The organism is Terrabacter sp. Soil810, assembly GCF_001429645.1.
GTDB lineage: Bacteria > Actinomycetota > Actinomycetes > Actinomycetales > Dermatophilaceae > Terrabacter.
Window position 1 is genome coordinate 1,823,174 of the sequence record NZ_LMSW01000011.1, and the last position, 25,541, is coordinate 1,848,714.

The 25,541-nt window shown below is 72.9% G+C and carries 26 protein-coding genes; 6 read left to right on the top strand and 20 right to left on the bottom strand.

Features of this window, described 5'->3' with window-relative positions; genetic code table 11:
* Positions 1-42: 42 nt before the first annotated feature.
* The 11 genes from lgt to ASG96_RS14390 all read right to left on the bottom strand — a co-directional run bounded on the left by lgt (position 43) and on the right by ASG96_RS14390 (position 11,835).
* Entirely contained in the window at positions 43-1,104 is a 1,062-nt protein-coding gene (lgt, locus tag ASG96_RS14340) for a prolipoprotein diacylglyceryl transferase (protein ID WP_057588277.1), read from the bottom strand.
* Positions 1,101-1,901 (bottom strand): tryptophan synthase subunit alpha, encoded by an 801-nt coding sequence (trpA, locus tag ASG96_RS14345; RefSeq protein WP_057588278.1) that lies wholly within the window; start codon positions 1,899-1,901, stop codon positions 1,101-1,103. The genes lgt and trpA overlap by 4 nt, the downstream gene beginning before the upstream one ends.
* Positions 1,898-3,157, bottom strand: a complete 1,260-nt coding sequence (gene trpB / locus ASG96_RS14350; RefSeq protein ID WP_056757342.1) for a tryptophan synthase subunit beta — start codon at positions 3,155-3,157, stop codon at positions 1,898-1,900. Before trpB ends, trpA begins: the two co-directional genes overlap by 4 nt.
* Before the next feature lie 2 nt (positions 3,158-3,159).
* Positions 3,160-3,987 carry an indole-3-glycerol phosphate synthase TrpC gene (trpC, locus tag ASG96_RS14355; protein WP_057588279.1) on the bottom strand — a complete coding sequence of 276 codons (828 nt, stop codon included), beginning with the start codon at positions 3,985-3,987 and terminating at the stop codon, positions 3,160-3,162.
* 5 nt (positions 3,988-3,992) lie between these two features.
* A complete protein-coding gene (locus ASG96_RS14360) occupies positions 3,993-4,262 on the bottom strand; it encodes an HGxxPAAW family protein (RefSeq protein WP_235506634.1) in 270 nt (89 codons plus the stop codon).
* Between the two features lie 58 nt (positions 4,263-4,320).
* The gene (locus ASG96_RS14365) at positions 4,321-4,926 is read right to left on the bottom strand and encodes a Trp biosynthesis-associated membrane protein (RefSeq protein ID WP_057588280.1); all 606 of its coding nucleotides are present in this window, start codon (positions 4,924-4,926) and stop codon (positions 4,321-4,323) included.
* Positions 4,923-6,506 (bottom strand): anthranilate synthase component I, encoded by a 1,584-nt coding sequence (locus ASG96_RS14370; RefSeq protein WP_056757353.1) that lies wholly within the window; start codon positions 6,504-6,506, stop codon positions 4,923-4,925. The genes ASG96_RS14365 and ASG96_RS14370 overlap by 4 nt, the downstream gene beginning before the upstream one ends.
* A gap of 114 nt (positions 6,507-6,620) precedes the next feature.
* A complete protein-coding gene (hisI, locus tag ASG96_RS14375) occupies positions 6,621-7,031 on the bottom strand; it encodes a phosphoribosyl-AMP cyclohydrolase (protein ID WP_056757356.1) in 411 nt (136 codons plus the stop codon).
* Positions 7,032-7,080: 49 nt separating this feature from the next.
* A complete protein-coding gene (locus ASG96_RS14380; RefSeq protein WP_057588281.1) occupies positions 7,081-8,892 on the bottom strand; it encodes an ABC transporter ATP-binding protein in 1,812 nt (603 codons plus the stop codon).
* Positions 8,889-10,754, bottom strand: coding sequence for an ABC transporter ATP-binding protein (locus ASG96_RS14385; RefSeq protein ID WP_057588282.1), 1,866 nt, complete (start codon positions 10,752-10,754; stop codon positions 8,889-8,891). Before ASG96_RS14385 ends, ASG96_RS14380 begins: the two co-directional genes overlap by 4 nt.
* A 49-nt stretch (positions 10,755-10,803) precedes the next feature.
* Positions 10,804-11,835, bottom strand: a complete 1,032-nt coding sequence (locus ASG96_RS14390; RefSeq protein ID WP_057588283.1) for a GNAT family N-acetyltransferase — start codon at positions 11,833-11,835, stop codon at positions 10,804-10,806.
* Between the two features lie 76 nt (positions 11,836-11,911).
* Between ASG96_RS14390 and ASG96_RS14395 the strand changes: the two genes are divergently transcribed.
* Entirely contained in the window at positions 11,912-12,553 is a 642-nt protein-coding gene (locus tag ASG96_RS14395; protein WP_056757370.1) for a TIGR03085 family metal-binding protein, read from the top strand.
* Between the two features lie 17 nt (positions 12,554-12,570).
* Here ASG96_RS14395 and hisF read toward each other — a convergent pair whose 3' ends face one another.
* Entirely contained in the window at positions 12,571-13,344 is a 774-nt protein-coding gene (gene hisF / locus ASG96_RS14400; RefSeq protein WP_057588284.1) for an imidazole glycerol phosphate synthase subunit HisF, read from the bottom strand.
* Positions 13,345-13,398: 54 nt separating this feature from the next.
* Between hisF and ASG96_RS14405 the strand changes: the two genes are divergently transcribed.
* From ASG96_RS14405 to ASG96_RS14425, 5 genes are all read left to right on the top strand, one after another.
* Positions 13,399-13,986: a uridine kinase gene (locus tag ASG96_RS14405; RefSeq protein ID WP_057588285.1), complete on the top strand. Its 588-nt coding sequence runs from the start codon at positions 13,399-13,401 to the stop codon at positions 13,984-13,986.
* A gap of 2 nt (positions 13,987-13,988) precedes the next feature.
* Positions 13,989-15,185 carry a CynX/NimT family MFS transporter gene (locus ASG96_RS14410; RefSeq protein ID WP_235509157.1) on the top strand — a complete coding sequence of 399 codons (1,197 nt, stop codon included), beginning with the start codon at positions 13,989-13,991 and terminating at the stop codon, positions 15,183-15,185.
* A 131-nt stretch (positions 15,186-15,316) separates the two neighbouring features.
* The gene (locus tag ASG96_RS14415; protein WP_057588286.1) at positions 15,317-16,870 is read left to right on the top strand and encodes an IPT/TIG domain-containing protein; all 1,554 of its coding nucleotides are present in this window, start codon (positions 15,317-15,319) and stop codon (positions 16,868-16,870) included.
* A complete protein-coding gene (locus tag ASG96_RS14420) occupies positions 16,867-19,188 on the top strand; it encodes an IPT/TIG domain-containing protein (RefSeq protein WP_057588287.1) in 2,322 nt (773 codons plus the stop codon). Before ASG96_RS14415 ends, ASG96_RS14420 begins: the two co-directional genes overlap by 4 nt.
* Positions 19,189-19,259: 71 nt before the next feature.
* The gene (locus tag ASG96_RS14425) at positions 19,260-19,742 is read left to right on the top strand and encodes a group II truncated hemoglobin (protein ID WP_082591780.1); all 483 of its coding nucleotides are present in this window, start codon (positions 19,260-19,262) and stop codon (positions 19,740-19,742) included.
* Positions 19,743-19,844: 102 nt separating this feature from the next.
* Here ASG96_RS14425 and ASG96_RS14430 read toward each other — a convergent pair whose 3' ends face one another.
* Genes ASG96_RS14430 through ribD form a run of 8 tightly spaced genes read right to left on the bottom strand, consistent with a single transcriptional unit; the run spans position 19,845 to position 25,540 of the window.
* Positions 19,845-20,384: a flavin reductase family protein gene (locus ASG96_RS14430; protein ID WP_057588288.1), complete on the bottom strand. Its 540-nt coding sequence runs from the start codon at positions 20,382-20,384 to the stop codon at positions 19,845-19,847.
* Positions 20,381-20,893 carry a PH domain-containing protein gene (locus tag ASG96_RS14435; RefSeq protein ID WP_057588289.1) on the bottom strand — a complete coding sequence of 171 codons (513 nt, stop codon included), beginning with the start codon at positions 20,891-20,893 and terminating at the stop codon, positions 20,381-20,383. The genes ASG96_RS14430 and ASG96_RS14435 overlap by 4 nt, the downstream gene beginning before the upstream one ends.
* A gap of 30 nt (positions 20,894-20,923) precedes the next feature.
* The gene (gene hisG, locus ASG96_RS14440; protein ID WP_056757387.1) at positions 20,924-21,769 is read right to left on the bottom strand and encodes an ATP phosphoribosyltransferase; all 846 of its coding nucleotides are present in this window, start codon (positions 21,767-21,769) and stop codon (positions 20,924-20,926) included.
* Positions 21,770-21,783: 14 nt separating this feature from the next.
* The gene (locus tag ASG96_RS14445; RefSeq protein ID WP_057588290.1) at positions 21,784-22,047 is read right to left on the bottom strand and encodes a phosphoribosyl-ATP diphosphatase; all 264 of its coding nucleotides are present in this window, start codon (positions 22,045-22,047) and stop codon (positions 21,784-21,786) included.
* A gap of 44 nt (positions 22,048-22,091) precedes the next feature.
* The gene (gene ribH / locus ASG96_RS14450) at positions 22,092-22,562 is read right to left on the bottom strand and encodes a 6,7-dimethyl-8-ribityllumazine synthase (protein WP_057588291.1); all 471 of its coding nucleotides are present in this window, start codon (positions 22,560-22,562) and stop codon (positions 22,092-22,094) included.
* On the bottom strand, positions 22,559-23,800 hold the full coding sequence (gene ribB, locus ASG96_RS14455; RefSeq protein ID WP_057588292.1) for a 3,4-dihydroxy-2-butanone-4-phosphate synthase: 1,242 nt from the start codon (positions 23,798-23,800) through the stop codon (positions 22,559-22,561). The genes ribH and ribB overlap by 4 nt, the downstream gene beginning before the upstream one ends.
* On the bottom strand, positions 23,797-24,414 hold the full coding sequence (locus ASG96_RS14460; protein ID WP_057588293.1) for a riboflavin synthase: 618 nt from the start codon (positions 24,412-24,414) through the stop codon (positions 23,797-23,799). Before ASG96_RS14460 ends, ribB begins: the two co-directional genes overlap by 4 nt.
* A 10-nt stretch (positions 24,415-24,424) precedes the next feature.
* Positions 24,425-25,540, bottom strand: coding sequence for a bifunctional diaminohydroxyphosphoribosylaminopyrimidine deaminase/5-amino-6-(5-phosphoribosylamino)uracil reductase RibD (gene ribD / locus ASG96_RS14465; protein ID WP_235509158.1), 1,116 nt, complete (start codon positions 25,538-25,540; stop codon positions 24,425-24,427).
* Position 25,541: the final 1 nt, after the last annotated feature.

The following is a 25,541-nucleotide window of genomic DNA, read 5'->3' on the forward strand; positions in this document are numbered from 1 at the left end:
CGCCGTGCTCACGTCGACGGTCGGGACGTGAGGAAGGACGCATCAGGACTGCGCCGGACGGTCCACCTTCGTGCCGCCGGGGACGGTGTCGTTCGGCCGGTCTGCGACGGTCTCCGCCGAAGGATCTTCGACGACGTCGTCGTCGGTGTCGCCCGCCTGGGTGGCCGAGGTGGCCTCGTCCGGCTCGTCCGGCTCGCCCGACGCGTCGTCGACCGTGTCGTCCGGAGGGGTCGGTGCGGGGGGCTGCTCCATGCGGCCGAAGTGCCGCCACAGGTAGACGCCCAGCAGGAACACGAGGATCGAGACCCAGGTGTTGACGCGCTGTCCGAGGATGAGGTTGGCCGAGTCGGTGCGCATGTTCTCGATGACGATGCGGCCGACGGGGTAGCCCATGACGTAGGCGGCGAAGACCTGGCCGGCCTTGAGCTGACGGTGGCGGCCGAGCCAGATGAGGAAGGCCGCGAGCAGCAGGCACCAGAGCGCCTCGTAGAGGAACGTCGGGTGGAAGTAGCCCTTGACGACCGGGTTGCCCTGGGCGTCGACGACGGCGCGGCCGAGGGAGGTGTCCCACTCGTAGATGCGCAGCCTCCACGGCAGGTCGGTGGGCGCACCGTAGATCTCGTTGTTGAACCAGTTGCCGAAGCGACCCATGGCCTGGGCGATCGCCAGCCCGGGTGCCGCTGCGTCGACGAAGTCACGGAAGGCCACGCCGTTCTTGCGGCAGCCGATCCACGCGCCGACGGCTCCCAGCGCGACGGCGCCCCAGATGCCGAGACCACCCTCGTAGATGGCGAACGCCTTCCACGGGTCGCCGTTCTCGCCGAAGTACGGCTGCGGCGTCGTGACGAGGTGGTAGAGGCGTCCGCCGACGATGCCGAACGGCACGGCCCACGCGGAGATGTCGATGGCGATGCCCTTGCGGTGCCCTCGGGCCTCGAGGCGCTTCTGCGTCAGCCAGACGGCGACGACGATGCCGGCGAGGATGCACATGGCGTAGCCGCGGATCGGCAGTGGACCGAGGTGCCAGACGCCGACGCTGGGCGACGGGATGTCGGCCGGGAGGGCGGCACCCAGCGCGGTCGGCACGCCGGCGAGCACGCTCACGACCGGCCCCGACGGACGCCGTCGGCGAGCTCGCGGGCCAGGGCGCCGAGCGCCTCGAGCCCCTGCTCCTCGGAGTCGGCCTCGGTGAGGCAGCGCACGAGCGCCGATCCGACGATGACGCCGTCGGCGTAGCGCCCGACCTCGGCAGCCTGGTCACCGGTCGAGACACCGAGCCCGACGCAGACCGGCAGGTCGGTGTGCTCGCGGGTGCGGGAGACGAGCGCGTCGGCCGCCTCGCCGACGCTGGCCCGCGCACCGGTCACGCCCATGACGGCGGTCGCGTAGACGAAACCCCGGCACTGGGAGGTCACGGCGGCGAGCCGCTCGGGTGTCGAGCTGGGCGCGACGAGGAAGACCTTGTCGAGGTCGTGGGCGTCTGCCGCGGCGATCCACTCACCGGCCTCGTCGGGGATGAGGTCGGGCGTGATGAGCCCGGCTCCCCCGGCCGCCGCGAGGTCGGTGGCGAAACGCTCGACGCCGTAGCGCAGGACGGGGTTCCAGTACGTCATGACGAGCGCACCGGCTCCGGCGCCGGAGACCTCGCGGGCGGCGGTGAAGATGTCGCCAAGGCGGACACCACGGGCGAGGGCGCGCACGGCGGCGTCCTGGATGACCGGGCCGTCCATGACGGGGTCGCTGTAGGGCACCCCGATCTCGATGATGTCGACGCCGGACTCGACGAGGACCTTCATCGCGGTGATCGACCCCTCGACCGACGGGAAGCCGACGGGGAGGTAGCCGATGAGGGCTGCGCGGTTGTCGGCGCGGCACTTCTCGATGATGAGACCGACACTCACTGCTGCTCCCCCATGCCCTTGGCGCCGTCGTCGTCCGGCAGCCGGGGCGACCCGTCGTCAGCGATGAGGCCGAACCACTCGGCAGCCGTGTGGACGTCCTTGTCGCCGCGCCCTGACAGGTTGACGAGCAGGATGGCGTCGGGGCCGAGCTCGCGCCCGACCTTCATCGCACCGGCGAGGGCGTGCGCGCTCTCGATCGCGGGGAGGATGCCCTCGGTGCGCGACAGCAGCGAGAACGCCTCCATCGCCTCGACGTCGGTGACGGGGCGGTACTCGGCCCGCCCCGACTCGAGCAGGTGGGCGTGCTCGGGGCCGACGCTGGGGTAGTCGAGACCGGCCGAGACGCTGTGCGACTCGACGGTCTGGCCGTCCTCGTCCTGCATGACGTAGGTGAAGGCGCCGTGGAGCACCCCGGGGATGCCGGCGGAGAAGCGCGCGGCGTGCTTGCCCGACTCGACGCCCTCGCCGCCCGCCTCGAAGCCGATGAGCCGGACGGACTCGTCGTCGATGAAGCGGTGGAAGATGCCCATCGCGTTGGAGCCGCCGCCGACGCAGGCGAGCACGGCGTCGGGCAGGCGCCCGACGAGGTCGAGCACCTGCTGGCGCGCCTCGACCCCGATGACGCGGTGGAAGTCGCGGACCATCTCGGGGAAGGGGTGCGGGCCGGTCACGGTGCCGAGGACGTAGTGCGTCGTCGCGACGTTGGCGACCCAGTCGCGGAACGCCTCGTTGACGGCGTCCTTGAGCGTCTTGCTGCCGTTGTCGACCGGGACGACCTCGGCGCCGAGCAGGCGCATCCGGGCGACGTTGAGCGCCTGGCGCTCGGTGTCCTTGCGGCCCATGTAGACGACGCACTCGAGCCCGAGCAGGGCGGCCGCGGTCGCCGTGGCGACTCCGTGCTGGCCGGCGCCGGTCTCGGCGATGACGCGCGTCTTGCCCATCCGCTTGGTCAGCAGGGCCTGGCCCAGCACGTTGTTGATCTTGTGCGAGCCGGTGTGGTTGAGGTCCTCGCGCTTGAGGATGACGCGGGCACCCCCGCAGTGCTCGGCGAAGCGCGGCACCTCGGTGATGATGCTCGGCCGGCCCGTGTAGGTGCGCTGGAGGCGCTCGAGCTCACCGACGAACTCCGGGTCGACGACGGCCTTGCGCCAGACCTCCTCGAGCTGCTCGAGGGCGGGGACGAGCGCCTCGGGGACGTAGCGTCCGCCGAAACCCCCGAAGCGGCCGTATGCCGGCACGTTGGATGTCGTGGTCATGCTCACTCTCCTGCCGCGCCGGGGCGGGCCGGGGCCCGGACCGCGGTCGCGGCGTCGATGAAGCCGCGGATCGCGGCCTCCGGGGCGCCGTTCTTGACGAGGGCCTCGCCGACGAGCACGGCACCCGCGCCGGCGCGCACGTAGGCGGCCACGTCGTCGGGACCACCGACACCGGACTCGGCCACCCCGACGACGCCCGCGGGCACGCGCGGCAGCAGGTCGGTGACGGTGCGGGAGTCGACCTCGAGGGTCTTGAGGTTGCGGGCGTTGACGCCCACGAGGACGGGGTCGAGGGCGAGGGCCCGGTCGAGCTCGGCGGCGTCGTGCACCTCGATCAGGGCGGTCATGCCGAGCGCGAGCGCCTGGTCGTGCAGGTCACGCATGAGCGCGTCGTCGAGCGCTGCGACGATGAGGAGGACGAGGTCGGCGCCGTGGGCGCGGGCCTCGGTCACCTGGTAGGCGTCGACCATGAAGTCCTTGCGCAGCAAGGGGGTCCGGACCGCCGCGCGCACCTCGTCGAGGTCGGCGAGGCTGCCTGAGAACCGCCGCTCCTCGGTGAGCACGCTGATGGCACTCGCTCCCCCGGCGGCATACGACCGCGCCAGCAGGCCGGGCTCGGGGATCTCGGCGAGCGCGCCCTTGCTCGGGCTCGAGCGCTTGACCTCGGCGATGACGGCGACGCCCTCGGCGGAACGGATGCCCGGCATCGGGTCGAGCGCCGGGCCCACGGTCGCGAGCCGCGCCTCGAGCTCAGCGAGCGGCAGCGCGGCACGACGGCGTCCGAGATCCTCGCGGACGCCGCTGATGATCCCGTCGAGAACCGTCGGCACTGCGCTCAGCTCTTGCCGACGGTGTCGGCGCCCGTCTCGTCGGGGGCGTCGACGATCGAGCCCGCCTGCGCGTGGTGCCCGTCGTTGCCGTAGCCGGCCATGGACATCGTCTTGCCCGCGGCGACACCGGCCACGATGACGACGGCACCGATGATGCCGAGGACCAGGCTGGGGATGACGACGGCGACGGACGCGATGGCCGTGCCGAGCAGGATGATCCCGACCCCGGTCCAGGCGGCGGTGCTGTGACCGTGGTCCTCGTGCTGCTCTTCCATGGGGTCCTCTCTGGTCCGATCGGCTCCACTCGCGTGCGGGCCGACGGGGTTCATTCTGTCAGGTCTCGTCAGGAGCGTCGCGCAGGGTCGGGTCCCGCCCCTCGGACAGCTCGTCCCAGGTCGTGCGGACCTCTCCGCGCGGGCCGCTCTCGGGCTTGCCGCCCCGCTCGTAGCGGCCGGAGAGCCCGGCCCAGGTGCGGCTCGACACGGCCGCGAGCAGGGACCCGACGGCCAGCAGCACCGCCGCGACGACGGCGAGCCACACCCCCGCGGTGCTCGAGCCCGTGGCGGCCGGGGCGGTCGTGCGGGCGAGCTCGCGGGCGACGGCGTCGGCCACCGTGTCGACCGGCCGCAGGGCGACGAGGACGGTCATCGCCAGCGCGCCCAGCGAGGCCAGCACGATGACGGCCGCGGCGACGGCCCGGATGACGCGGCCGCCCGTCATGAGGCCGAGCAGGGCCACCATGCAGACGGCGGTGAGGCCGACGACGCCCGGTGCCGCGGTGCCACCGGTCACCTCGGTGATCGCCTGGCTGAGGACGTCCCTGGACTCACCGACCGCCCACGCACGGGTCGTGAGGCCGAGCAGCAGGGCCGCGGGGACGAGGACGACGAGGGCCGCGCGCTTCTTGTCGAGGGCGCCGGGACGGAGGCGGGAGGTCATGGGCGGTGGTCCCCCAGGGGACGCAGGCCCGCGGCGGCGGCCACGGCACGCAGGGCGGCGGCCGCCTTGTTGACCGTCTCCTCGTACTCGAGGTGGGGCACCGAGTCGGCGACGATGCCGGCGCCGGCCTGGACGTGGGCACGCCCGTCCTTGATGAGCGCGGTGCGGATCGCGATGGCCATGTCGAGGTCGCCGGCGAAGTCGAGGTAGCCGACGACGCCGCCGTAGAGACCGCGGCGCAGCCCCTCGTAGGCGTCGATGAGCGCCATGGCGCGCGGCTTCGGCGCCCCGCTCAGCGTGCCGGCGGGGAACGTCGCGACGAGCGCGTCGTAGGCGCTCTGGTCGTCGCGCAGGTCACCGACGACCGTCGACTCGATGTGCATGATGTGGCTGTAGCGTCGGATCGACATGAAGTCGACCGTGTCGACGGTGCCGGCGCGGCAGATGCGCTGGAGGTCGTTGCGGGCGAGGTCGACGAGCATGAGGTGCTCGGCCCGCTCCTTCGCGTCGCCGAGCAGCTCCTCGGCGAGGTGCGCGTCGTGGTCCGGGCTCTTGCCACGGGGCCGCGAGCCGGCGATGGGGTGGGTGATCGCCTGGCGTCCCGTCACCTTGATGAGGGCCTCGGGGCTCGAGCCGACGATGTCGTAGGCCGTGCCGTCGGGGTGCGGGAGCCGCAGGAGGTACATGTAGGGGCTGGGGTTGCTGACCCGCAGCGCCCGGTAGACGTCGAGGGCGTCGGCACGACACGGCACGGTGAAGCGCTGCGAGACGACGATCTGGAAGGCCTCGCCGGCCCGGATCGCCTCCTTGGCCTCCTCGACCATCTCCTCGTACTCGGCCTGCGTGTGGCTGCTCGTCGGATGGCTGTCGATGGGCTCGATGGTGGCCACGGTGCTCGGCGCGGGGGCTGCGAGCTCGTCGGTCATCCGGTCGAGACGGCTGACGGCGTCGGCCCAGGCGTCCTCGATGCGCTCGTCGGTGGCGTCGTGGTTGACGGCGTTGGCGATGAGCAGCAGCGACCCGTCGCTGTGGTCGAAGACCGCGAGGTCGGTGGCGAGCATCATCGCCACCTCAGGCAGGTCGAGCTCGTCGCGACCGCCGTCGGGCACCTTCTCCCAGCGCCGGACGGCGTCGTAGGTGATGGCGCCGACGAGACCACCCGTGAGCGGCGGCAGCCCCGGCGTCCGCGGCGTCGCGAGGGCGGCGACCGTGTCGCGGACGGCCGCGGTCGGGTCTCCGTCGGTGGGCAGCCCGACCGGCGGCTCGCCGATCCAGTGCGCGCGGCCGTCCTTCTCGGTCAGCGTCGCCGCACTGCGGGCCCCGACGATGGAGTAGCGCGACCACACGCCGCCGTGCTCGGCGGACTCGAGCAGGAAGGTGCCCGGCGCGTCCTTCGCGAGCTTGCGGTAGACGCCGACGGGCGTCTCGGCGTCGGCCAGCACACGGCGTACGACGGGGATGACGCGACGGTGCTCGAGCGCGAGCTCGGTGAAGACCTCGAGGCTCGGCCACGTGCGGCCCCACGCGAGGTCGGCGTGTGGCGCGGGCGCGGCGGCGAGCGAGGTGTTCGAGTCGGGCACCGAGCCATTCTGGCCCACGCCGTCGTATGCCGTGGCCCCGCCTCACCCGTCGAACACGCGGCCGCCGCTCCCCACCACCCTCGAGTGGGACGGAGCGCACACTGGAGCCGGGGTTCAGGCCGTGGGGGTGGGCTCGCCGACGGTGGCGGGGAGGACGCGCGCGTCGAAGCAGGTGCGGTCCCCCGTGTGGCAGGCCGCACCGACCTGGTCGACGCTCACGAGGAGGGCGTCGCCGTCGCAGTCGAGGCGCACGCCCTTGACCCACTGCACGTGGCCGCTCGTGTCGCCCTTGCGCCAGTACTCCTGACGGCTGCGCGACCAGAACGTCACCCGGCCCTCTCCGAGGGTGCGGCGCAGGGCCTCGTCGTCCATCCAGCCGACCATCAGGACGTCGCCCGTGTCGTGCTGCTGCACCACGGCGGCCACGAGGCCGTGCTCGTCGCGCTTGAGCAGCTCGGCGATCTGCGGGTCGAGCGTCGAGGGGTCGGGCGTGGCAGCTGGCGTCGGGTCGAGGGCGTCGGTCACCCGCCCATTCTGCCGCCGCCCGGACCGAACCCGGCACTCGGTCTCGCCGTCAGACCGCCTGCTGCTGGGCGACCCAGGACTCGTGGAGCCGGGAGTAGACGCCTCCGAGTCGGACGAGCTCGGTGTGGTGTCCGCGCTCGACGATGCGACCGGCATCGACGACGATCACCTCGTCGGCGGCCTGGGCCGTCGAGAGCCGGTGCGCGATCGCGATCGAGGTGCGCCCGCGGGTCAGCGAGTCGAGGGCGCGTTGGATCCGCACCTCCGTGCTCGGGTCGACGGCCGACGTCGCCTCGTCGAGGACGAGCAGGTCGGGGTCGGCGAGGTAGGCCCGGGCCAGTGCGACGAGCTGGCGCTCGCCGGCCGACAACGACTCGCCACGCTGGCCCACGTCGGTCGCCAGACCCAGCGGGAGCGTCGAGACCCACGGGTCGAGACCGAGCTCGGTGAGGGTGAGGCGCACGTCCTGCTCGCTCGCCTCTGGACGGCCGAAGCGGATGTTGTCGAGCAGCGTGCCGTCGAAGAGGAACCCCTCCTGGGGGACGAGCACGACGCGGGACCGCAGTGACGAGAAGCGGATCGTGCGCAGGTCGACGCCGTCGAGGAGCACCTGACCGCTGCTGGAGTCCATGAGCCGGGTGAGCAGCTTGGCGAGGGTCGACTTGCCCGACCCGGTCTCGCCGACGATCGCGACGCGGCTGCGCGGCGCGATCGTCAGGTCGATGTCGTGGAGCACGGGCGCGCCACCGGGGTAGGCGAAGCCGACCTCGTTGAACTGCACGGTGATCGGTCCGCGCGGCAGGGTGACGCCGGAGTCGCCCGGGTCTGAGACGTCGGCGGGGGTGTCGATGATGCCGATGACCCGGCGCCATCCGGCGACGGCGTTCTGCATCTCGTTGAGGATCTCGGTGGCCTGCTGGACCGGCTGCGTGAAGAGGTTGACGAGGAAGAGGAAGGCGAGCAGCTCTCCCAGCGTCAGGCTGCCGCGGGCTGCGAGCACGGTGCCGACGACGAGGACGACTGCCGTGGTGAGTCCGGAGACGAGCTGCCCCGACGTGAACGCCACGACCGAGCGGGCCTGGGCGCCGATGGCCGCCTTGCGGTGCGCCTCGACCGCGGCGTCGATGCGCTCGGCGGTGCGGTCCTCGACGCCGTAGGCGCGGATGGCCTGCGCCCCGACAACGGCCTCGGAGATGGCTCCGAGCATGTCGCCGACGCGTTCGCGCACCTTCGTGTAGGCCCGGCCGACGATGCCCTGGAACTTGCGGATGATGACGAAGAGCGGCACGAAGCACAGCCACACGACGAGGCCGAGGAGCGGGCTGTAGACGACCATGAGCACCGTCGCGAGCGAGATCTGCGCGATGTTGATCATGAGCATGAGCCCGCCGAACTGCACGAACATCGAGATCGTGTCGACGTCGGACGTGACGCGGGAGACGAGCGACCCGCGCCGCTCGGTGTTCTGCGTGAGCATCGCGAGGTCGTGGATGTGCCGGAAAGCCCTGAGACGCAACGTCGCCAGGCCGTTCTCGGACGACCGGAAGAGGCGGATGTTGACGAAGTAGGCGGAGACCGCCGTCACGGCGACGCCGACGAGGGCGACGCCGATGTAGACGGCCACGACCTGGGTGTCGGGACCGCCCTCGGCGAGGAGACCGTTGTCGGTGATGCGCTGGACGACGAACGGCACGAGCACCCGGCCGAGGGTCGAGAGCACGGCGAGCAGCACCGTCACCCAGATGCCCTTGCGCAGCTCGGGTGAGAGCTCGACACCACGACGCAGCGTCTGCCACGTCGTCATCTCCTTGCCCGTGGCGACACCGTGGTGCTCGACGAGGACCTGCGACCGCATGCTCATCGGGAGACCTCCTCGGCCGCGTCGGCGCCGAGCCCGGGCTCGTCGCGCTCCTCGGCGGCCGCGATGGCCTCGCGCTCCGCGGCCTCGCGGGCGTATGCCGTGACGAGCCGCTCGTAGCCGACGCACCGGCCGAGGAGCTGGTCGTGGGAGCCGTGGTCGACGACCCGACCGCCCTCGAGGTAGACGACCTCGTCGGCGAGCAGGATCGTGGCCATGCGGTAGGCGACGACGAGGACGGTGGTGCCCGAGCTCGCCTCTCGGAGCCGGGCGAGGATGGCCTGCTCGACGCTCGGGTCGACGGCCGACGTGGCGTCGTCGAGGATGAGCAGCTGCGGCTCACGGATCACGGCACGGGCCAGGGCGATGCGCTGGCGCTGTCCGCCGGAGAGGCTCGCGCCGCGCTCGCCGACGTGGGTCTCGAGACCGTCGGGCAGCTTCTCGACGAAGCCGGCGCCCTGCGCCACGTGCAGCGCGCGCCAGACGCTCTCGTCGTCGTGCTCGACACCGAGGGTGATGTTGCCGCGGACGGTGTCGTCGAACATGAAGGTCTGCTGCGCGACGAGCGCAGCGACGTCGCTGATGCCGCCATGGCGCACCTCGCGCAGGTCGACGTCGTCGACGAGCACCGCCCCCGAGTCGGGGTCGACGAGCCGCATGACGAGGTTGGTCAGCGTCGACTTGCCGCTGCCCGTGGGCCCGACGATCGCGACCGTCGCTCCGGGCGCGACGTCGAGGGTGACGTCGACGACCGCCGGGTTGCGGTCGGCCTCGCCCGTCTCGGTCTCGATCTCATAGGCGTACGCGAGTCGCTCGGCCTGCAGGTGGCTCGCGGTGCCCCGGGGCAGCGAACGGTCACCGAAGGTCATGCTGCCCGTCGCGTCCAGGACGGCCGAGACGCGCTTCCACCCGACGACGGCGCGCGGCAGCTCGGCGAGGACCCACCCGAGGGCTCGCACGGGGAAGGCGAGGATCGAGAAGAGGTAGGCGATCTGGACGACCTGGCCGGCCGTGAGCTGGCCGCTGCTCACCCGGAGGGTGCCGACGAAGAGCACGGCGAGCGTCCCGATCGTGGGGATGGCCTCGATGGCGGGGTCGAAGCGGCCACGCGTGCGGCCGACCTCGATGTTGGCGTCGCGCAGCTCGTGGGTGACGACGCGGAAGCGCTCGGCCTCGTGGTCCTCTCGGCCGAGCGACTTGACGATGAGCGCCGCCTCGAAGCTCTCGTGGGCCACCTCGGAGACGTCGGCGCGCAGCTGCTGCGCTCGCGTGACCCGCGGCGACATGGCTCGCTGGAAGGCGACGTTGGCCAGGAAGAGCATCGGGAAGACGGTGAGCCCCACGAGCGCGAGCCAGGGGTCGACGATGACCATCTGGACGATGCCGAAGACGAGCATGACGACGACACCGAGGGCCATCGGCAGCGGCGCGAAGATGTTCCACGTCGCCTCGACGTCGGCGTTCGCGTTGGAGAGCAGCTGACCGGACGGGTGCTTGTGGTGCCAGCTGAGCGGGAGCCGGAGGTACTGGCGCGTGACCTGGCCGCGGTACATCGCGCCGAGGTTGTACATCGCGACGCCGCCGGCGATGCGGCGGCCGATGACACCGATGATCGTCGTGAGCACGACTGCGGCCATGACACCGCCGATGAACCACAGCTGGGACGGGGTGACGTATCCGGCCTCGATGGCGGGCGAGATGGCGTGCTGGACCACGAAGCCGATGGCCGCCGCCGTCAGGCTCGTCATGACGCCGTAGACGACGCTGCCGACCACGGCGAGGGAGAACCAGCGCGGCTGGCCCTTGATGCCCCGGCCGATGACGGCGAGACCCTCCCGAAGGGTCGAGGTGGGCGGGACGTTCACGGTGTGCTGCTCCCCTGGTGACGTGCTCTGTGGTCGACCCCTCAGCCTCTCACGCGTCGGCGACACCCTCGCCACCAGTCCCTCTGACCCAGAGCCACTCGGCGCCGTCGGCGGCGTCCTGCGCTGCGTGCCGCTGGAAGCCGAGGCGCGCCAGGACGCGGTGGCTCGCGACGTTGTCGGGGTCGGTGTGCGCGACCACGGAGAGTCCGGCCGCCTCGAGCGAGCGCACGAAGCCGGACAGGACGTCGGTCATCAGGCCTCCTCGCCGGGCGTCCGCGACAAGGCCGTAGCCGACCTCGACGACGCCCTGGTCCGGTGGCCCGAAGCAGCCGATCGAGCCGACGACGAGCCCGTCGCTCCTGCGCACGATGTGGCGCGGGGTCCACGCGTCGGGGCCGGAGGGCATCATCCCGACGGCGTCGAGGTCGTCCTCGCGCGGGTAGCCCGTCGCCCAGTCGGCCCGCCGCTCCCCCGCGCGCATCGCCGCGGCCTCCTCGGACGTCACCGGCACGAGCCTCGCGTCCCGTGTCTCGATCGGTCCCCGGCCGATCGGCTGCGCCGGGGCGTCGGTCCGGACCCAGTGCCGCAGGACGCCCTCCCGCTCGTCCTCCAGGACGCCGCCGCACGACGTGATGGTCCGCGCGGAGGCCGTGTTGGTCGCGTCGCACGTCACGAGGACGGGGTCGATCCCGCGGGACGCGGCGAGGCGGAGCGCGAGACCCAGCGCGGCGCGGGCGATCCCCTGGCGTCGGACAGCCGGCGACACGGCATACCCGATGTGCCCACCCTCGGCGACGAGGGACGGGGTGAGCGCGTGGCGCACGGCGATGGTGCCGACGACACGACCGTCGCGGACGATCCACCGGTTCGACGACGGCACCCGGCCCTGCGGGAGGGCCTCGTCGGACCGCTCCATCCGGCCGAGCCAGTCGACCCACTCCTCGAAGGCCTCGCGGTCGCGCAGCAGCTCGCGGTCGCCCGAGCGGTAGCTCGAGCCGTGGATCGTCGTGACGGCGAAGTCGTCGACCATCTCCCACCACGAGTCGGACAGGTCGACGGTGGGGCGCACGAGCTCGATCACCGTCCGACCCTAGGCACAGACCTCCGCCCGGGCCACCGAGATTCGGTCGTGGCCGACGCCCTGAGAGGATGGCGTCATGACGCGCCACGCCCAGTCCGAACGCCTCCTGCTCTGCGACGAGCTCGACCGGCTCGGACCCGACCAGCCGACGATGTGCGAGGGGTGGGACACGCGTGACCTGGCAGCCCATCTGCTGGTCCGCGAGCACCGGCCCGACCTGACGGCCGGTCGCTTCATCCCGTTTCTCGCGGGTCACCTCGAGAAGGAGCAGGGCAAGATCGCGCACGGCGACTACACGGCGCTCGTCGACCGCGTCCGCCGGGGCGCCCCGGTGTGGAACCCCATGGCGCACCCCAAGGTCGACGAGGTGACCAACCTCATCGAGTTCTTCGTCCACCACGAGGACGCCCGCCGCGCCCAGCCCGGATGGGAGCCGCGCGAGCTGTCGCCCCAGCTGTCGGGCAAGCTCTGGTCGGCGCTCAAGCGCTCGTCACGCCTGATGTTCCGGAAGGCGCCGACGGGGATCGTGCTCATCGCCGAGGGCCAGGGCCGCTACGCCGCCAAGCTGCCCGACGAGCACGGCACCGTCGTGCTCCGCGGGACGCCCGCCGAGCTCGTGCTCTACGCCTACGGCCGCAAGAGCGTGGCGCGCGTCGAGTTCGAGGGCGACGCCGACGACATCGCGGCGCTCCAGAAGACCGACCTCGGCATCAGCTGACCGCGGCCGACCCGCACTCAGCGGACCGTCACACCGGCTGCCCGCATGGCGTCCTTGACGTCGCCGACGGTGAGCTCGCGGAAGTGGAAGACGCTCGCGGCGAGCACGGCGTCCGCCCCGGCGGCGACGGCGGGCGCGAAGTGCTCGACGCGTCCGGCGCCGCCGCTCGCGATGACGGGCACGGACACCGCCGCCCGCACGCGCCGGATCAGCTCGAGGTCGAAGCCGTCCTTCGTGCCGTCGGCGTCCATCGAGTTGAGCAGGATCTCGCCCGCCCCGAGCTCCGCGGCCCGGGCGCACCACTCGACGGCATCGAGGTCGACCGGGGTGCGCCCTCCGTGCGTCGTCATGACGAAGTCGTCGGTGGGCCGCCCGTCATCACCGATGCGCCGGCGGACGTCGGCCGACAGGACGAGCACCTGCGCGCCGAACCGGGCCGCGATCTCGGAGATCAGCTCGGGCCTGGCGATGGCGGCGGTGTTGACCCCGACCTTGTCGGCGCCGGCGCGCAGCAGGCGGTCGACGTCGTCGACGGTGCGCACGCCACCCCCGACGGTGAGGGGGATGAAGACCTGCTCGGCGGTCCGGCGCACGACGTCGTAGGTGGTCTCGCGGTCACCGCTGCTGGCCGTGACGTCGAGGAAGGTCAGCTCGTCGACGCCCTGGTCGTCGTACAGCTTCGCGAGCTCCACGGGGTCGCCGGCGTCACGGAGGTTCTCGAAGTTGACGCCCTTGACGACGCGCCCGGCGTCGACGTCGAGGCAGGCGATGACTCTCGTGGCGACGGGCATGCGACAAATCTAGGCCAGCCCGGGAGCGGGCCGTGGATCGGTAGGGTCGCGCCCATGTGGGACGAGGTGACGCGGCCGCCGCGCGAGGAGCACGTCGCGGCCGTCGTGTCCCTGGCGCTCACCGCCGACGCCCGGTGTGGCGACGTCGTCGTCGTCGCCCTCGACGGGCCCAGCGGCGCCGGCAAGACGACGCTGGCCCGCGGGATCGAGCTGGCGCTCGAGCCGACGGGTCCCGTGGCCGTCGTGCACATGGACCACCTCTACCCGGGCTGGGACGGCCTGTCGCAGGCACCCGGACTGCTGACGCAACAGGTCCTCGAGCCGCTCGCGCGCGGTGGGCGGGCCACCTACCGGCTGTGGAGCTGGGTGCGCGACGAGTGGAGCGGCACACGCGAGGTGCCCGCGTGCCGTTTCCTCGTCGTCGAGGGGTGCGGTTCCAGCGTGGGGCCGGCCGGGCCGTATGCCGCCGTGGCCGTCTTCGTGGACGCCGACGTCGCGCTCCGGATGCGCCGGGGCATCGAGCGCGACGGAGAGGCCTACCGACCGCAGTGGCAGCGGTGGGCCGACCAGGAGACGGCGCTGTTCAGTGCCGACGCGACGAGGGAGCGCGCGGACCTCGTCCTCGACACATCTAGGCTCTGATGGTGCTTCGACGAGACCGACCGCTCCGCCCCCTGCCGCCCGTCTGGGTCATGGCCCTGGCTCTCGTCGCGGTCGCCGCCAACCTCCGGATCGCGATCACGAGCGTCCCTCCGCTCCTCGACGCGATCTCCGCGGACCTCGGCCTGAGCCACGCCGCGGCCGGGGCGCTCACGACACTGCCCGTCCTCTGCATGGGCCTCTTCGCCCCGGTCGCGAGCCGGATCGCCCACCGCACCGGGGCGGCCGCCGCGGTCCTGGGCGCGGTCATCAGCATCGTCGTCGGTACGGCCAGCCGTTTCGCCGGCGAGCACGTCGTCGTGCTCTACGCAGGCACGTTCCTGTGCGGAGTCGGGATCGCCGTGGCCGGCACGCTGCTGCCCCGGCTCGTCAAGACCTTCTTCCCGCCCGAGCGCACCGGTCTCGTCACCGGCCTCTACATGCTGGCGATGATGGGCGGCGCGGCCCTCAGCTCGGCGGTCGCCGTGCCCCTCGCCGACCGACTCGGCAGCTGGCAGGCCTCGCTCGGTTCGTGGTCGGTCGTCGCCCTGGTGGGGGCCCTCGCGTGGGCGCCGTTCACCATGCGGGCCAACCCGCACCACACGCCAGACGAGGAGGGTCCGGGCCGGCTGCCGTGGCGGCACCGCACGGCCTGGCTCGTCGCCGGCTACCTCACCCTGCAGTCGTGGTGCTTCTACTCGGCCGTCACGTGGCTCGCCCCGACCTACGTCGAGCACGGCTGGTCCCGCGCGTCGGCGGGCTATCTTGCGGCGGTCTTCAGCGGGGCCCAGATCGTCTCGGGCCTGCTCGGTCCGGTCGTCAGCGACCGCACCCGCGACATGAGGCGGCTCCTGTGGCCGGCCGCGGTGCTCGGGATCGCCGGCTCGGTCGGGATCTGGGTCGCACCCCTCTCGGCGCCGTGGGTGTGGGCGGTCGTCACCGGGCTCGGCCAGGGGGCCGCGTTCTCCCTCGCCCTCGTCCTGCTCGTGCGCTACGCCCGGACCCCGGAGGCGAGCGGACGTCTCACCGGGATGGCGTTCCTCATCTCCTACGGCCTCGCCTCGATGGGACCGATCGCGATGGGACTGGTGCGCGACGTCACCGGCAGCCTGTCTCTCGTCTGGGGCATCCTCGCCGCGATCGGGGTCGTGCAGATCTTCGTCGTCCAGCGCCTGCGCCCCGACCTGCGCCGCGTCGACTGACGGGTCCCGAACCCCACGGCTGGGGCTCGTGGTGCGCTTGGGTCGACCCAATTCGGGCGAAACGGCGTACAAGGGACGATTTGCCTGTGCAGAATGCTCGCCGGACGTGCTGACTGCAAGGAGACGGACGAATGCTGCCCCGCCCCACCCCGCTGGCCGAGCCTGACCGCGACGTCGAACGACGCAGGACCGGGCGCCTGGGGTCTGCCCTCGTCGTGGCGGCTCTCCTCGCCGGAGTACCCGGCCTCGCGACGGCGCAGCCGGCGACCGCGGCCCCGTCGCTCGCCACCGCCGCACCGGCCACCGCCGCCGTCACCGGGACCGCGCCGACGGCGGCGGTCAGCCTGTCGGTCGTCGCCGGCCCGACCAGCGGTGGCACGACCGTCGATCTGTCGGGGACGGGCGTGGGAGCCACGACGACGGCCTGGTTCGGCTCCGCCGCCGTCACCCGCATCACGAAGGTCTCGAGCACCCGGGTCCGCGTGCTCACCCCGGCCCACCCGGCGGGAGTGGCGAGCGTCCGCGTCACCACCCCGGCCGGCACGTCTCCCGTCTCGTCGCGCTCGAGCTTCGCCTTCGACGCGGTCCCGACCGTGACGGCGCTGTCGTCCCGCACCGCCACGACGGGCGGCGGCACGGTGGTGACGCTGACCGGGACCGGGCTCTACCGCACCACCGCGGTGCGCTTCGGCAGCACCCCGGCCGCAGGCCTCACCCGACTCTCGGCGACCCAGCTGCGTGTCACCGTCCCGGCGCACACCGCCGGGGTCGTCGACGTCCGGGTCACGACGCCGGGCGGCACCTCGCCGGTGGTCTCCGCCGCCCGCTTCACCTACACGGTCGCGCCCGTCGTCACCCGACCGACGGTCACCGGCCTCTCCGTCGCGGCAGGACCGGTGCGGGGCGGGACGACGGTCGTCGTGTCGGGGACCCGCTTGACGGGGGCCACCACGGTCACCTTCGGGGCGACCGCGGCCCGGTTCACCGTGCTGTCGAGCACCCAGCTGCGCGTCACGTCGCCGGCCCGACCGGCCGGACTCGTCAACGTGCGCGTCCGGACCGCCTCCGGCATCTCGTTCGGCTACTCCGCGAACGCCTTCGCCTACGAGGCAGTCCCGACCCTCACCGGGATCTCGTCCACCTCGGGTCCCACGGCCGGTGGGGCCACCGTGACCCTGACGGGCACCGGCCTCGGCAGGGCGACCGCCGCCCAGTTCGGCTCCACGACGACGACCAAGGTCGTGCGGGTCTCGGCGAGCACGCTGCGCGTCACCACCCCGGCACGTCCGGTGGGCACCGTCGACGTGCGCGTGACGACGCCGGGTGGCATCTCGGCCGCCACCTCACGAGCCCGCTACGGCTACCAGGCGCTCCCCGCTGTGACGTCCCTGTCGACGACGGCCGGCCCGGTGCGCGGCGGCACGGTCGTCACGCTGACCGGCTCCCGGTTCACGGGCGCGACCCGGGTCGCCTTCGGCGCCATGGCAGCCCGCTTCACCGTCCTGTCGGCCACGAGCATCCGGGCCACGGCGCCCGCTCACACGGCCGGGGTCGTCGCCGTCACCGTCACGACCGCGTACGGCACGTCCCCGAGCACTCGTCGAGCACCTTCGCCTTCGACCCCGTCCCGGCCATCACGTCGCTGTCCCCCCAGACGGGCCCGCCGGCCGGCGGCACCGTCGTGACCCTGACCGGCAGGGGTCTGGAACGGGCCACGGCCATCCGTTTCGGCTCGGTCGCCGCGACCGACGTCGTCCGGGTCTCGGCGACCACGGTGCGCGCCACGACGCCGCGCCACGCCTCCGGCCCCGTCGACGTCCAGGTCACGTCGCCGGGCGGCACCTCCGCCGCAGGAGCCGACGCCCGCTTCGCCTACGGATCGCCGTCGGTCGTCACCGGGCTGTCCGTCACCGCCGGCCCGCTGCGCGGCGGCACGGTCGTGACGATCTCGGGTGCGCACCTCGCCGACGCCACCTCGGTGCGCTTCGGGACCGTCGCCGCCATCGGGCTCGTCCGCGTGTCGGACGGCACCCTCCGGGTCACCGCCCCCGCCCAGGCCGAGGGGACCGTGGCCGTACGCGTCACCAACCCCAACGGGACCAGCCCCGAGTCAGCGACCGGCCGGTTCACCTACGTCGGCATGCCCGCCGTGTCCGCGCTCTCGACCCTGGCAGGCCCGCTCCGCGGCGGCGTCGTCGTGACCGTCACGGGCACACGTCTGGGTCTGGCGACCGGCGTGGACTTCGGCGGCGTGCCCGGCACCGGGCTCGTCCGGGTCTCCGACACGACCCTGCGGATCACCGCCCCCGCGCGGACCGTCGGCACCGTCGACGTCCGCGTCACGACGCCCGGCGGCGTCTCCCCGGTCGTGCCGGCCGCCCGGTTCACCTACCAGGCCGTCCCGACCGTCACCGCCGTCTCCCCCACCCTCGCCCCCACGAAGGGCGGCGGCACGGTCACCCTGACGGGGACGGCATACGACCGGGTGTCGTCGGTGGCGTTCGGCGGCGTCGCCGCCACGGCCGTGACCCGCCTCTCCGCCAGCCAGCTGCGCGTCACCCTGCCGGCCCACGCGGAGGGCGACGTCGATGTGCGCGTGACCACGCCCGGTGGCACGTCGCTCGTGGTCCCCGCCGGGCGCTTCACCTTCCAGGACGCACCGGTCGTCGCCTCGGTCTCTCCCGCCTCGGGGCCCCTGGCCGGCGGCACCGTGGTCACCCTGCGCGGCACGTCCTTCACGGACGTCCGCGGGGTGCTCTTCAACGGTGTCGCCGCCACGTCCTTCACCCGCGTCTCCGCGACGCAGCTGACCGCGGTCGTGCCGGCTCGGATCGCCACGGGCAGCATCCCGATCCGGGTCACCACCCGCGCCGGCACCGTCGTGCGCACCGACGGCTTCACCTACGTCGCGGGGGCAACGCTCCGGACGGGCCAGTGGCTCTCGTCCGCGACGGCGCTCCGGTCGTCCACGGGGGCCTATGTCGCCACTATGCAGGCGGACGGCAACCTCGTCGTCACGACGTCGGCCGGGGTCCGCCGCTGGACGAGCGGCACGCCGGGCGCCGGCAACCGTCTCCAGGTCCGGGCCGACGGCAACGTCGTCATGCTGCGCACCAACGGCACGGTCGCGTGGTCGAGCGGGACCGGCGGCTGGACGGGAGGCCTGCTCACCCTGACGAATGACGGCCTGCTCCAGGTCCGCCAGGGCACGACGACGGTGTGGGACCACCGCGGCTACCGCTACGACCGGATGCTGCCGGGCCAGGTGCTGCGGGCCGGGGAGTCGATCCTGTCCACGAGCAAGGCGTGGCAGCTGACGATGCGCACCGACGGCAACCTCGTGCTGACGTCGTCCACCGGCGTGCGGCAGTGGGCGACCTTCACGACGGGGACCGGCAGCACGGCCACGATGCAGACCGACGGCAACCTCGTCGTGCGCAGCTCGCGCGGCGTGACGCTGTGGTCGACCGGGACCAGCGGGAGCGGCTCCGTCGTGCGCGTGCTCGGCAACGCCAACGTCGCCGTCTACCGGTCCACCACCGTGACGTGGGCGATCACCGGCGGTCCTGCCCCGTCGAGCTGGAAGTGCTACTCGCGCGCCACCCAGGACTGCATCGAGCGCTTCGGCTACTACGGGCAGCGCGCGTGGAGCTACCCCGTCGACCCGTGGGGAAACAACTGCACGAACTTCTCGGCCTACCGGCTCTCCCGTGACGGCGTGAAGAACCCCGGCAACCTCGGCAACGCCACCAGCTGGGACACGAACGCCCGGGCCAAGGGCTTCGCCGTCGACCAGAAGCCCCGCGTCGGCGACATCGCCCAGTGGAACTCCAACCACGTCGCGTACGTGGACTGGGTCAGCGCCGACGGCGACACCGTCGCGATCTCCGAGAGCGGTTACGGCGGAACGGTCCTCGGTGCGACCTACACCTCGATGAGCGGTCGCCGCATCCTCGAGCGGGGCAGCTACTCCTGGCCGTCGAACTTCATCCACTTCCGCTGACGGCGACGCCTCGGGACCCCGGTCGGTCCCGAGGCCTTGTCGCGCCGTCCGCCGGGTGGGAGCCTGCCACGGTGACCCGGACGATCTACGACGCCGTCGGCGGGATGCCCGCGCTCGTCTCCCTCGCGCACGCCTGGCACGAGCGGGTGCTCGCCGACCCGGTCGTGTCGCACGCCTTCTCGCACGGCTACCACCCCGACCACACCGAGCGGCTCGCCGCGTACTGGGCCGAGGCCCTCGGCGGGCCACCGGCCTTCACGACCTCCGTCGCGAGCGAGTCGGAGGTGGTGCGGATGCACTCGGGCAACGGCCCGCACCAGGAGATGGACGCGCGGGCGGTGGAGTGCTTCGAGCGGGCCGTGGAGGACGCCGGCCTCTCCGGCGACGCGGACGTACGCGACGCGCTCGTCGCGTACTTCACCTGGGCGACCGGCTACATGGGCACCTACCACGGGTCGGCCGACCAGGTGCCCGACGGCCTGACGGTGCCGCGCTGGTCGTGGGACGGCCTCGTCGACGGCACCGACTCCCGTCCCTCGCAACACACCGAGTAGGTCGCAACCCACCGCGATCCGATCCCGGTGGGTTGTGACCTACTCGGTGTGTTGGGGGCCTGGACGTCCCGAGGCGTGCGACCGGGCGGCGGGCACGGGGCCTCAGCCCCAGTAGTCGTCCATCGCCGCAGGGCCCTCGTCGGTCCCCGCCGACGTACGCCGCTCGGTCACGGTCAGGCGTCCGCGGTAGAAGAGCATCGGCCGGCCGGACTCGCCGTCCTCGAGGTCGAGGACCCGACCGACGACCACGTCGTGGTCGCCGGCGACGTGGACCTGCTCGACCGAGCAGTGCACCCGCATGAGCACGCCGGGCAGGCTCGGGCCACCGTGCACCGACGGCTCCCAGTCCAGCGCGTCGAAGCGCGCGCCACCCGCCGAGCCGAAGCGAGCGATGAGGTCACGCTGGTCGTGCCGCAGCACGTTCACGGTGAAGCGACCGTCGTCGCGCATCCGCGGCCATGACCGACCGCGGTGGTCGGCGCAGAAGAGCACGAGCGGCGGGTGCAGGGACACCGACGCGAAGGACTGGCACGCGAACCCGACCGGCTGCCCGCCATCGGCGAACCCGGTCACGATCGTCACGCCCGTGGCGAAGTGGCCGAGCGCGTGGCGCATCCGCTCCGGGGTCGGCTCGCCTGTCACGTCAGGTCCTGGGGACGGTCGGGCTCACGCGCCTCGCCGAACGCCTGGACGAGCGCGGCGAGCCGGGACGCCTCCCGACCGGCGAGCGGACCGTCGGCCTTCTGGATCGCCATGACCGCGACGGTGTCGCCGTCCTCGAGGTCGAGGGTGACCCAGGGCTCTCCCCCACCGAACTGGATGCCGACGACCTCGGGCCACTCGAGCGTGCGGGTGAGCACGAGGTTGCGCACGACGAGGCCGGCGCGGCTCGGTACGGCGGCGATCGACGCGTACCGCCAGGCGAGGAAGGCGATCACGACGCCCAGCCCGAAGAACATCAGGCGGTCGCCCAGCCCCCACCGACCGTCGACCTGCGCCGGCATGACGACGGCGATGGCGCCGAAGACGGCGAGCGAGGACCACACCACGCCGAGCGCAACGGCCCGACCACGCTTGGGACGGAAGGGCGCCCACGCCGCCGAGTCCGCGGACGGATCGGGTGCCGGCTGGGACGGGGGCTGCTGCGTCATCGGGTCACGTCCGTCGTCCGCCGTCGTGCTTCACAGCCGGCAGGCGGCGATGTCGGTCACGAGGATCGCCCGCGCGCCGAGGTCGTAGAGCTCGTCCATGAGCCGGTTGCGGCCGATGCGGGGCACCATGGCGCGCACGGCGACCCACGCGTCGTCCTGCATCGGCGAGACCGTCGGGGACTCGAGGCCCGGCGTGAGCTCGCAGGCGCGGTCGACGAGCTCCTTCGGGCAGTCGTAGTCGAGCATGACGTAGGTGCGGGCCGTGATGACGCCGGCGATGCGTCGCTGGAGCACCTCGATGGCCTGGGCCTCGCCCGGGCGGTCGCCGCGGATGAGGACGGCCTCGGAGCGCAGGATCGGCTCACCGAAGACCTCGAGACCCTGCTGCCGCAGCGTCGTGCCCGTCTCGACGACGTCGGCGATGCAGTCCGCGACCCCTAGCGTGATGGCCGTCTCGACGGCGCCGTCGAGCCGCACGACGTCGGCCGACAGCCCGCGGGCCGCGAGGTCCGAGCGCACGAGGCCGGCGTACGACGTCGCGACGCGCTTGCCCGCGATGTCCTCGACGGTGGCCACGTGACCGGGCTTGCCGGCATACCGGAAGGTCGAGGCGCCGAAGCCGAGCGACATGACCTCGACGGCGTCGGACCCCGAGTCGAGCAGCAGGTCGCGGCCGGTGACGCCGGCGTCGACGGTGCCCGACCCGACGTAGACGGCGATGTCGCGAGGGCGCAGGTAGAAGAACTCGACGTCGTTCTCGACGTCGGTGACGACGAGCTCCTTGGTGTCACGGCGCGTGCGGTAGCCCGCCTCGCGCAGCAGGTCGACGGTCGCGTCGGACAGGGAGCCCTTGTTGGGCACGGCGATTCGCAGCATGGGCAGTGAGGTCCTCAGAGGTGGGAGTAGACGTCGTCGAGCGAGATGCCCTTGGCGAGCATGAGGACCTGCAGATGGTAGAGGAGCTGGCTGATCTCCTCGGCGGCCTCGTCGTTCGACTGGTACTCGGCGGCCATCCACACCTCGGCCGCCTCCTCGACGATCTTCTTGCCGATGGCGTGGACGCCGGCGTCGAGCTGGGCGACGGTGCCCGATCCCTCGGGTCGCGCCTGCGCCTTCTCGGCCAGCTCGGCGTACAGCTGCTCAAAGCTCTTCACGGTGCCCCAGCCTACGGGCCGCTAGGCCGCGGTCCGGACGGTGCTCACGTCGTGGCGACGCCACGGAGGGCGACGACGGTCGCGACGGCCGCCGACGCGGCCTCGTGGCCCTTGTCCTCGGCCGACCCGGGCAGGCCGGCACGGTCGAGCGCCTGGGCCTCGTCATCGCACGTGAGCACCCCGAAGCCGATCGGCGTCGCCGTGCGGACCGAGACGTCGGTGATCCCGACGGTCGCGGCCTGGCAGACGTAGTCGAAGTGCGGGGTGCCGCCGCGGATGACGACGCCGAGGGCGACGAGGGCGTCGTAGCGCCCCGCGAGGGACGCGCACGCGACGGGCAGCTCGAACGTCCCGGGCACGCGGACGACGTCGACGGACGTGACCCCGGCGTCGGCGAGACCGCGGCGGGCGCCGTCGAGCAGGCCACCCATGACCTGCTCGTGCCAGCTCGCGGCGACGACCGCGACCCGCAGCCCGCTGCCGTCGGTCGTGATGGTGGGGGCGCCGTCCTTCATGCCGTCTCCTTGCCGTGCCGGTCGGTCGTGACCGGGATGTCGTGGCCCATGCGCTCGCGCTTGGTGATGAGGTACTGCTCGTTGTCCGCGCCCATCGGCCCGTGCAGCCGCTCGACCGCGACGACGTCGAGGCCGAGGTGACGCAGCGCCGAGACCTTGTTGGGGTTGTTCGTCAGGAGCACGACCTGGGTCGCGCCGAGGTCGTGCAGGATCGCCGCTCCTGCGGCGTACTCCCGTGCGTCGACGGGAAGTCCCAGGGCCGTCTGCGCGTCGACCGTGTCGGCGCCGAGGTCCTGCTGGGAGTACGCGCGGAGCTTGTCGACGAGGCCGACGCCTCGGCCCTCGTGCCCGCCGAGGTAGACGACGACACCGCCCTCGCTCCCGACGCGCGAGAGGGACGCCTGCAGCTGGGGCCCGCAGTCGCAGCGCAGCGAGCCGAAGGCGTCGCCCGTCAGGCACTCGGAGTGCAGGCGGGTGAGGACGGGACCGGTGATGCTCCGCCCGTGCAGCCCGCGCGGGCTCACGAGGGCGACGTGCTCGTCGCCGGTCAGGGTGTCGCGATAGCCGTGGGCGGTGAAGGTGCCGTGCACCGTCGGGATGCGGGTCGTGGCGAGCCGCTCGACCCGGTCGAGCCGCTGGCGGTGGTCGATGAGCTGCTCGATGGTGATGACGGGCAGCCCGTACTCGCGCCCGAGGCCGACGACCGCGTCGAAGCGCATCATCGTCCCGTCGTCGTGGACGAGCTCGCCGATGACGCCGACGGGTGAGAGGCCCGCGAGGCGCGTCAGGTCGACCGCCGCCTCGGTGTGCCCGGGCCGGGTCAGCACGCCACCGTGGCGCGCGCGCAGCGGCAGGATGTGCCCGGGGCGGATGAGGTCGGCCGGCGTCGAGTCGACGTCCGCAAGCACCCGGACGGTGTGCAGGCGGTCGGCGGCGCTGATCCCGGTGGTGACACCGCTGGCGGCGTCGACCGAGACCGTGTAGGCGGTGCGCAGCGGATCGCGGTTCTCGGCCACCATGAGGGGCAGCTCGAGCCGGTCGGCGATCTCGTCGGGCATCGGCGCGCAGAGGTAGCCGGACGAGTGACGGATGGTCCACGCCATCCAGTCCTCGGTGGCGGTCTCGGCGGCGAGGACCAGGTCGCCCTCGTTCTCGCGGTCCTCGTCGTCGAGGACGAGGACCGGGCGTCCCGCCTGGAGGGCCTCGAGCGCGGCCTCCACCGTCGAGAGGGTGGTCATGAGCCGACCTCCTGCCGGTCCGTGCCCCGATGGCTGAGCAGTCGTTCGACGTACTTGGCGATGACGTCCACCTCGAGGTTGACGACGTCGCCGACTCCCTTGTGCCCCAACGTCGTCAGCGCGAGCGTCGTGGGGATGAGCGAGACGCCGAACGCGTCGTCGCCGACGTGCGCGACGGTGAGCGACACGCCGTCGACCGTGATGGACCCCTTCTCGACCACGTATGCCGCGAGGCCCGGTGGGAGCGTGAAGTCGACCGTCTCCCAACGGTCCCCGGGCGTGCGCGCCGTGATCGTGGCGGTGCCGTCGACGTGACCTTGGACGACGTGGCCGCCGAACCGGCCGTCGGCCGGCATGGCACGTTCGAGGTTGACGCGGTCGCCGGGTGCCAGGGCGCCGAGGCTGCTGCGGTCGAGGGTCTCGGCCATGACGTCGACGGCGAAGCCCGTGGCGTCGAACTCGGTCACCGTGAGGCAGACCCCGTTGACGCAGATGGAGGCCCCGTGCGTGGCGTCGCTGACGACGAGCGGGCCGTCGATGCGCAGCACCGCAGAGTCGCTGCCGTGCTCGACGGAGGCGACGGTGCCGAGCTCCTCGACGATTCCGGTGAACATGTCTGTCTCCTCAGGGTTCTGCGTGCACGCGCGCGCCGGAACCGTCCGGCGCATCAGTGGTCGGGACGCCAGGTGTCCGGGCATCGCTGGTCGGAATGTCGGTGGGCCGTACGACAGCGGTCGGGACGGCGTGGATGCGCACGTCGCCCCCGACGACCCTCGCGTCGACGAGGTCGAGCCGGCGCACGTCGTCGATGGACGCGATACCGAGGTCGGCCACCGCGGCCCGACCCGCGCCCAGCAGGGCGGGTGCGACGTAGGCGTACACGTCGTCGACGAGGCCGGCCCGCAGGAACGCCGCGGCCAGCGTGGGCCCTCCTTCGAGCCACACGTCTCGGACTCCCCGGTGCCACAGGAGGTCCAACGCCTCACGGGGGTCCCGCGTGGTCAGGTGCACGACCGGGCCCGGGGCGCTGTGGAGTCGCGCACCCGGCGGGACCTCGCGCTCCCCCATCACGACGCGGAGAGGCTGGTGCGGCGCGAGCGCGCCACCCGGCATACGCACGGTCAGGCGAGGGTCGTCCGCGAGGACCGTCCCGGTCCCGACGAGCACGGCGTCACGGGTCGCGCGCAGCGCGTGGACGTCGGCTCGCGCCGCCTCTCCCGTGATCCACTGGCTGCTGCCGTCGGCAGCCGCGCTCCTGCCGTCGAGGGTCGTGGCGAGCTTCCACGTGACGAGCGGGCGACCGAGGGCCACGCTGCGCGCCCACCGGTCGTTGAGGGCGGCCGCCTCGTCGGCGAGCACACCTCCGGTCACGTGGATACCGGCGGCGTGCAGCACCTCGGCGCCTCCCGCCGCATCCGGGTTGGGATCCGACTGCGCGAAGACGACCCGCGCCACGCCGGCCACGACGAGCGCCTCGGCGCAGGGGCCGGTGCGCCCCGTGTGCGAGCACGGCTCGAGCGTCACGTAGGCGGTCGCTCCCCGGGCCCCGGCACCTGCCGCGCGCAGGGCCTCGATCTCCGCGTGCGGCGTACCGGCGCCGTGGTGGTGCCCCTCGCCCACGACGGTCCCGTCGGCGGCCACGACGACGCAGCCGACCCTCGGGTTGGGGTCGGGCCACGGCCCGGACGCGGCGAGCTGGAGGGCTCGTCGCATCCAGGCCGGGGCAGCCGTGTCACCCATG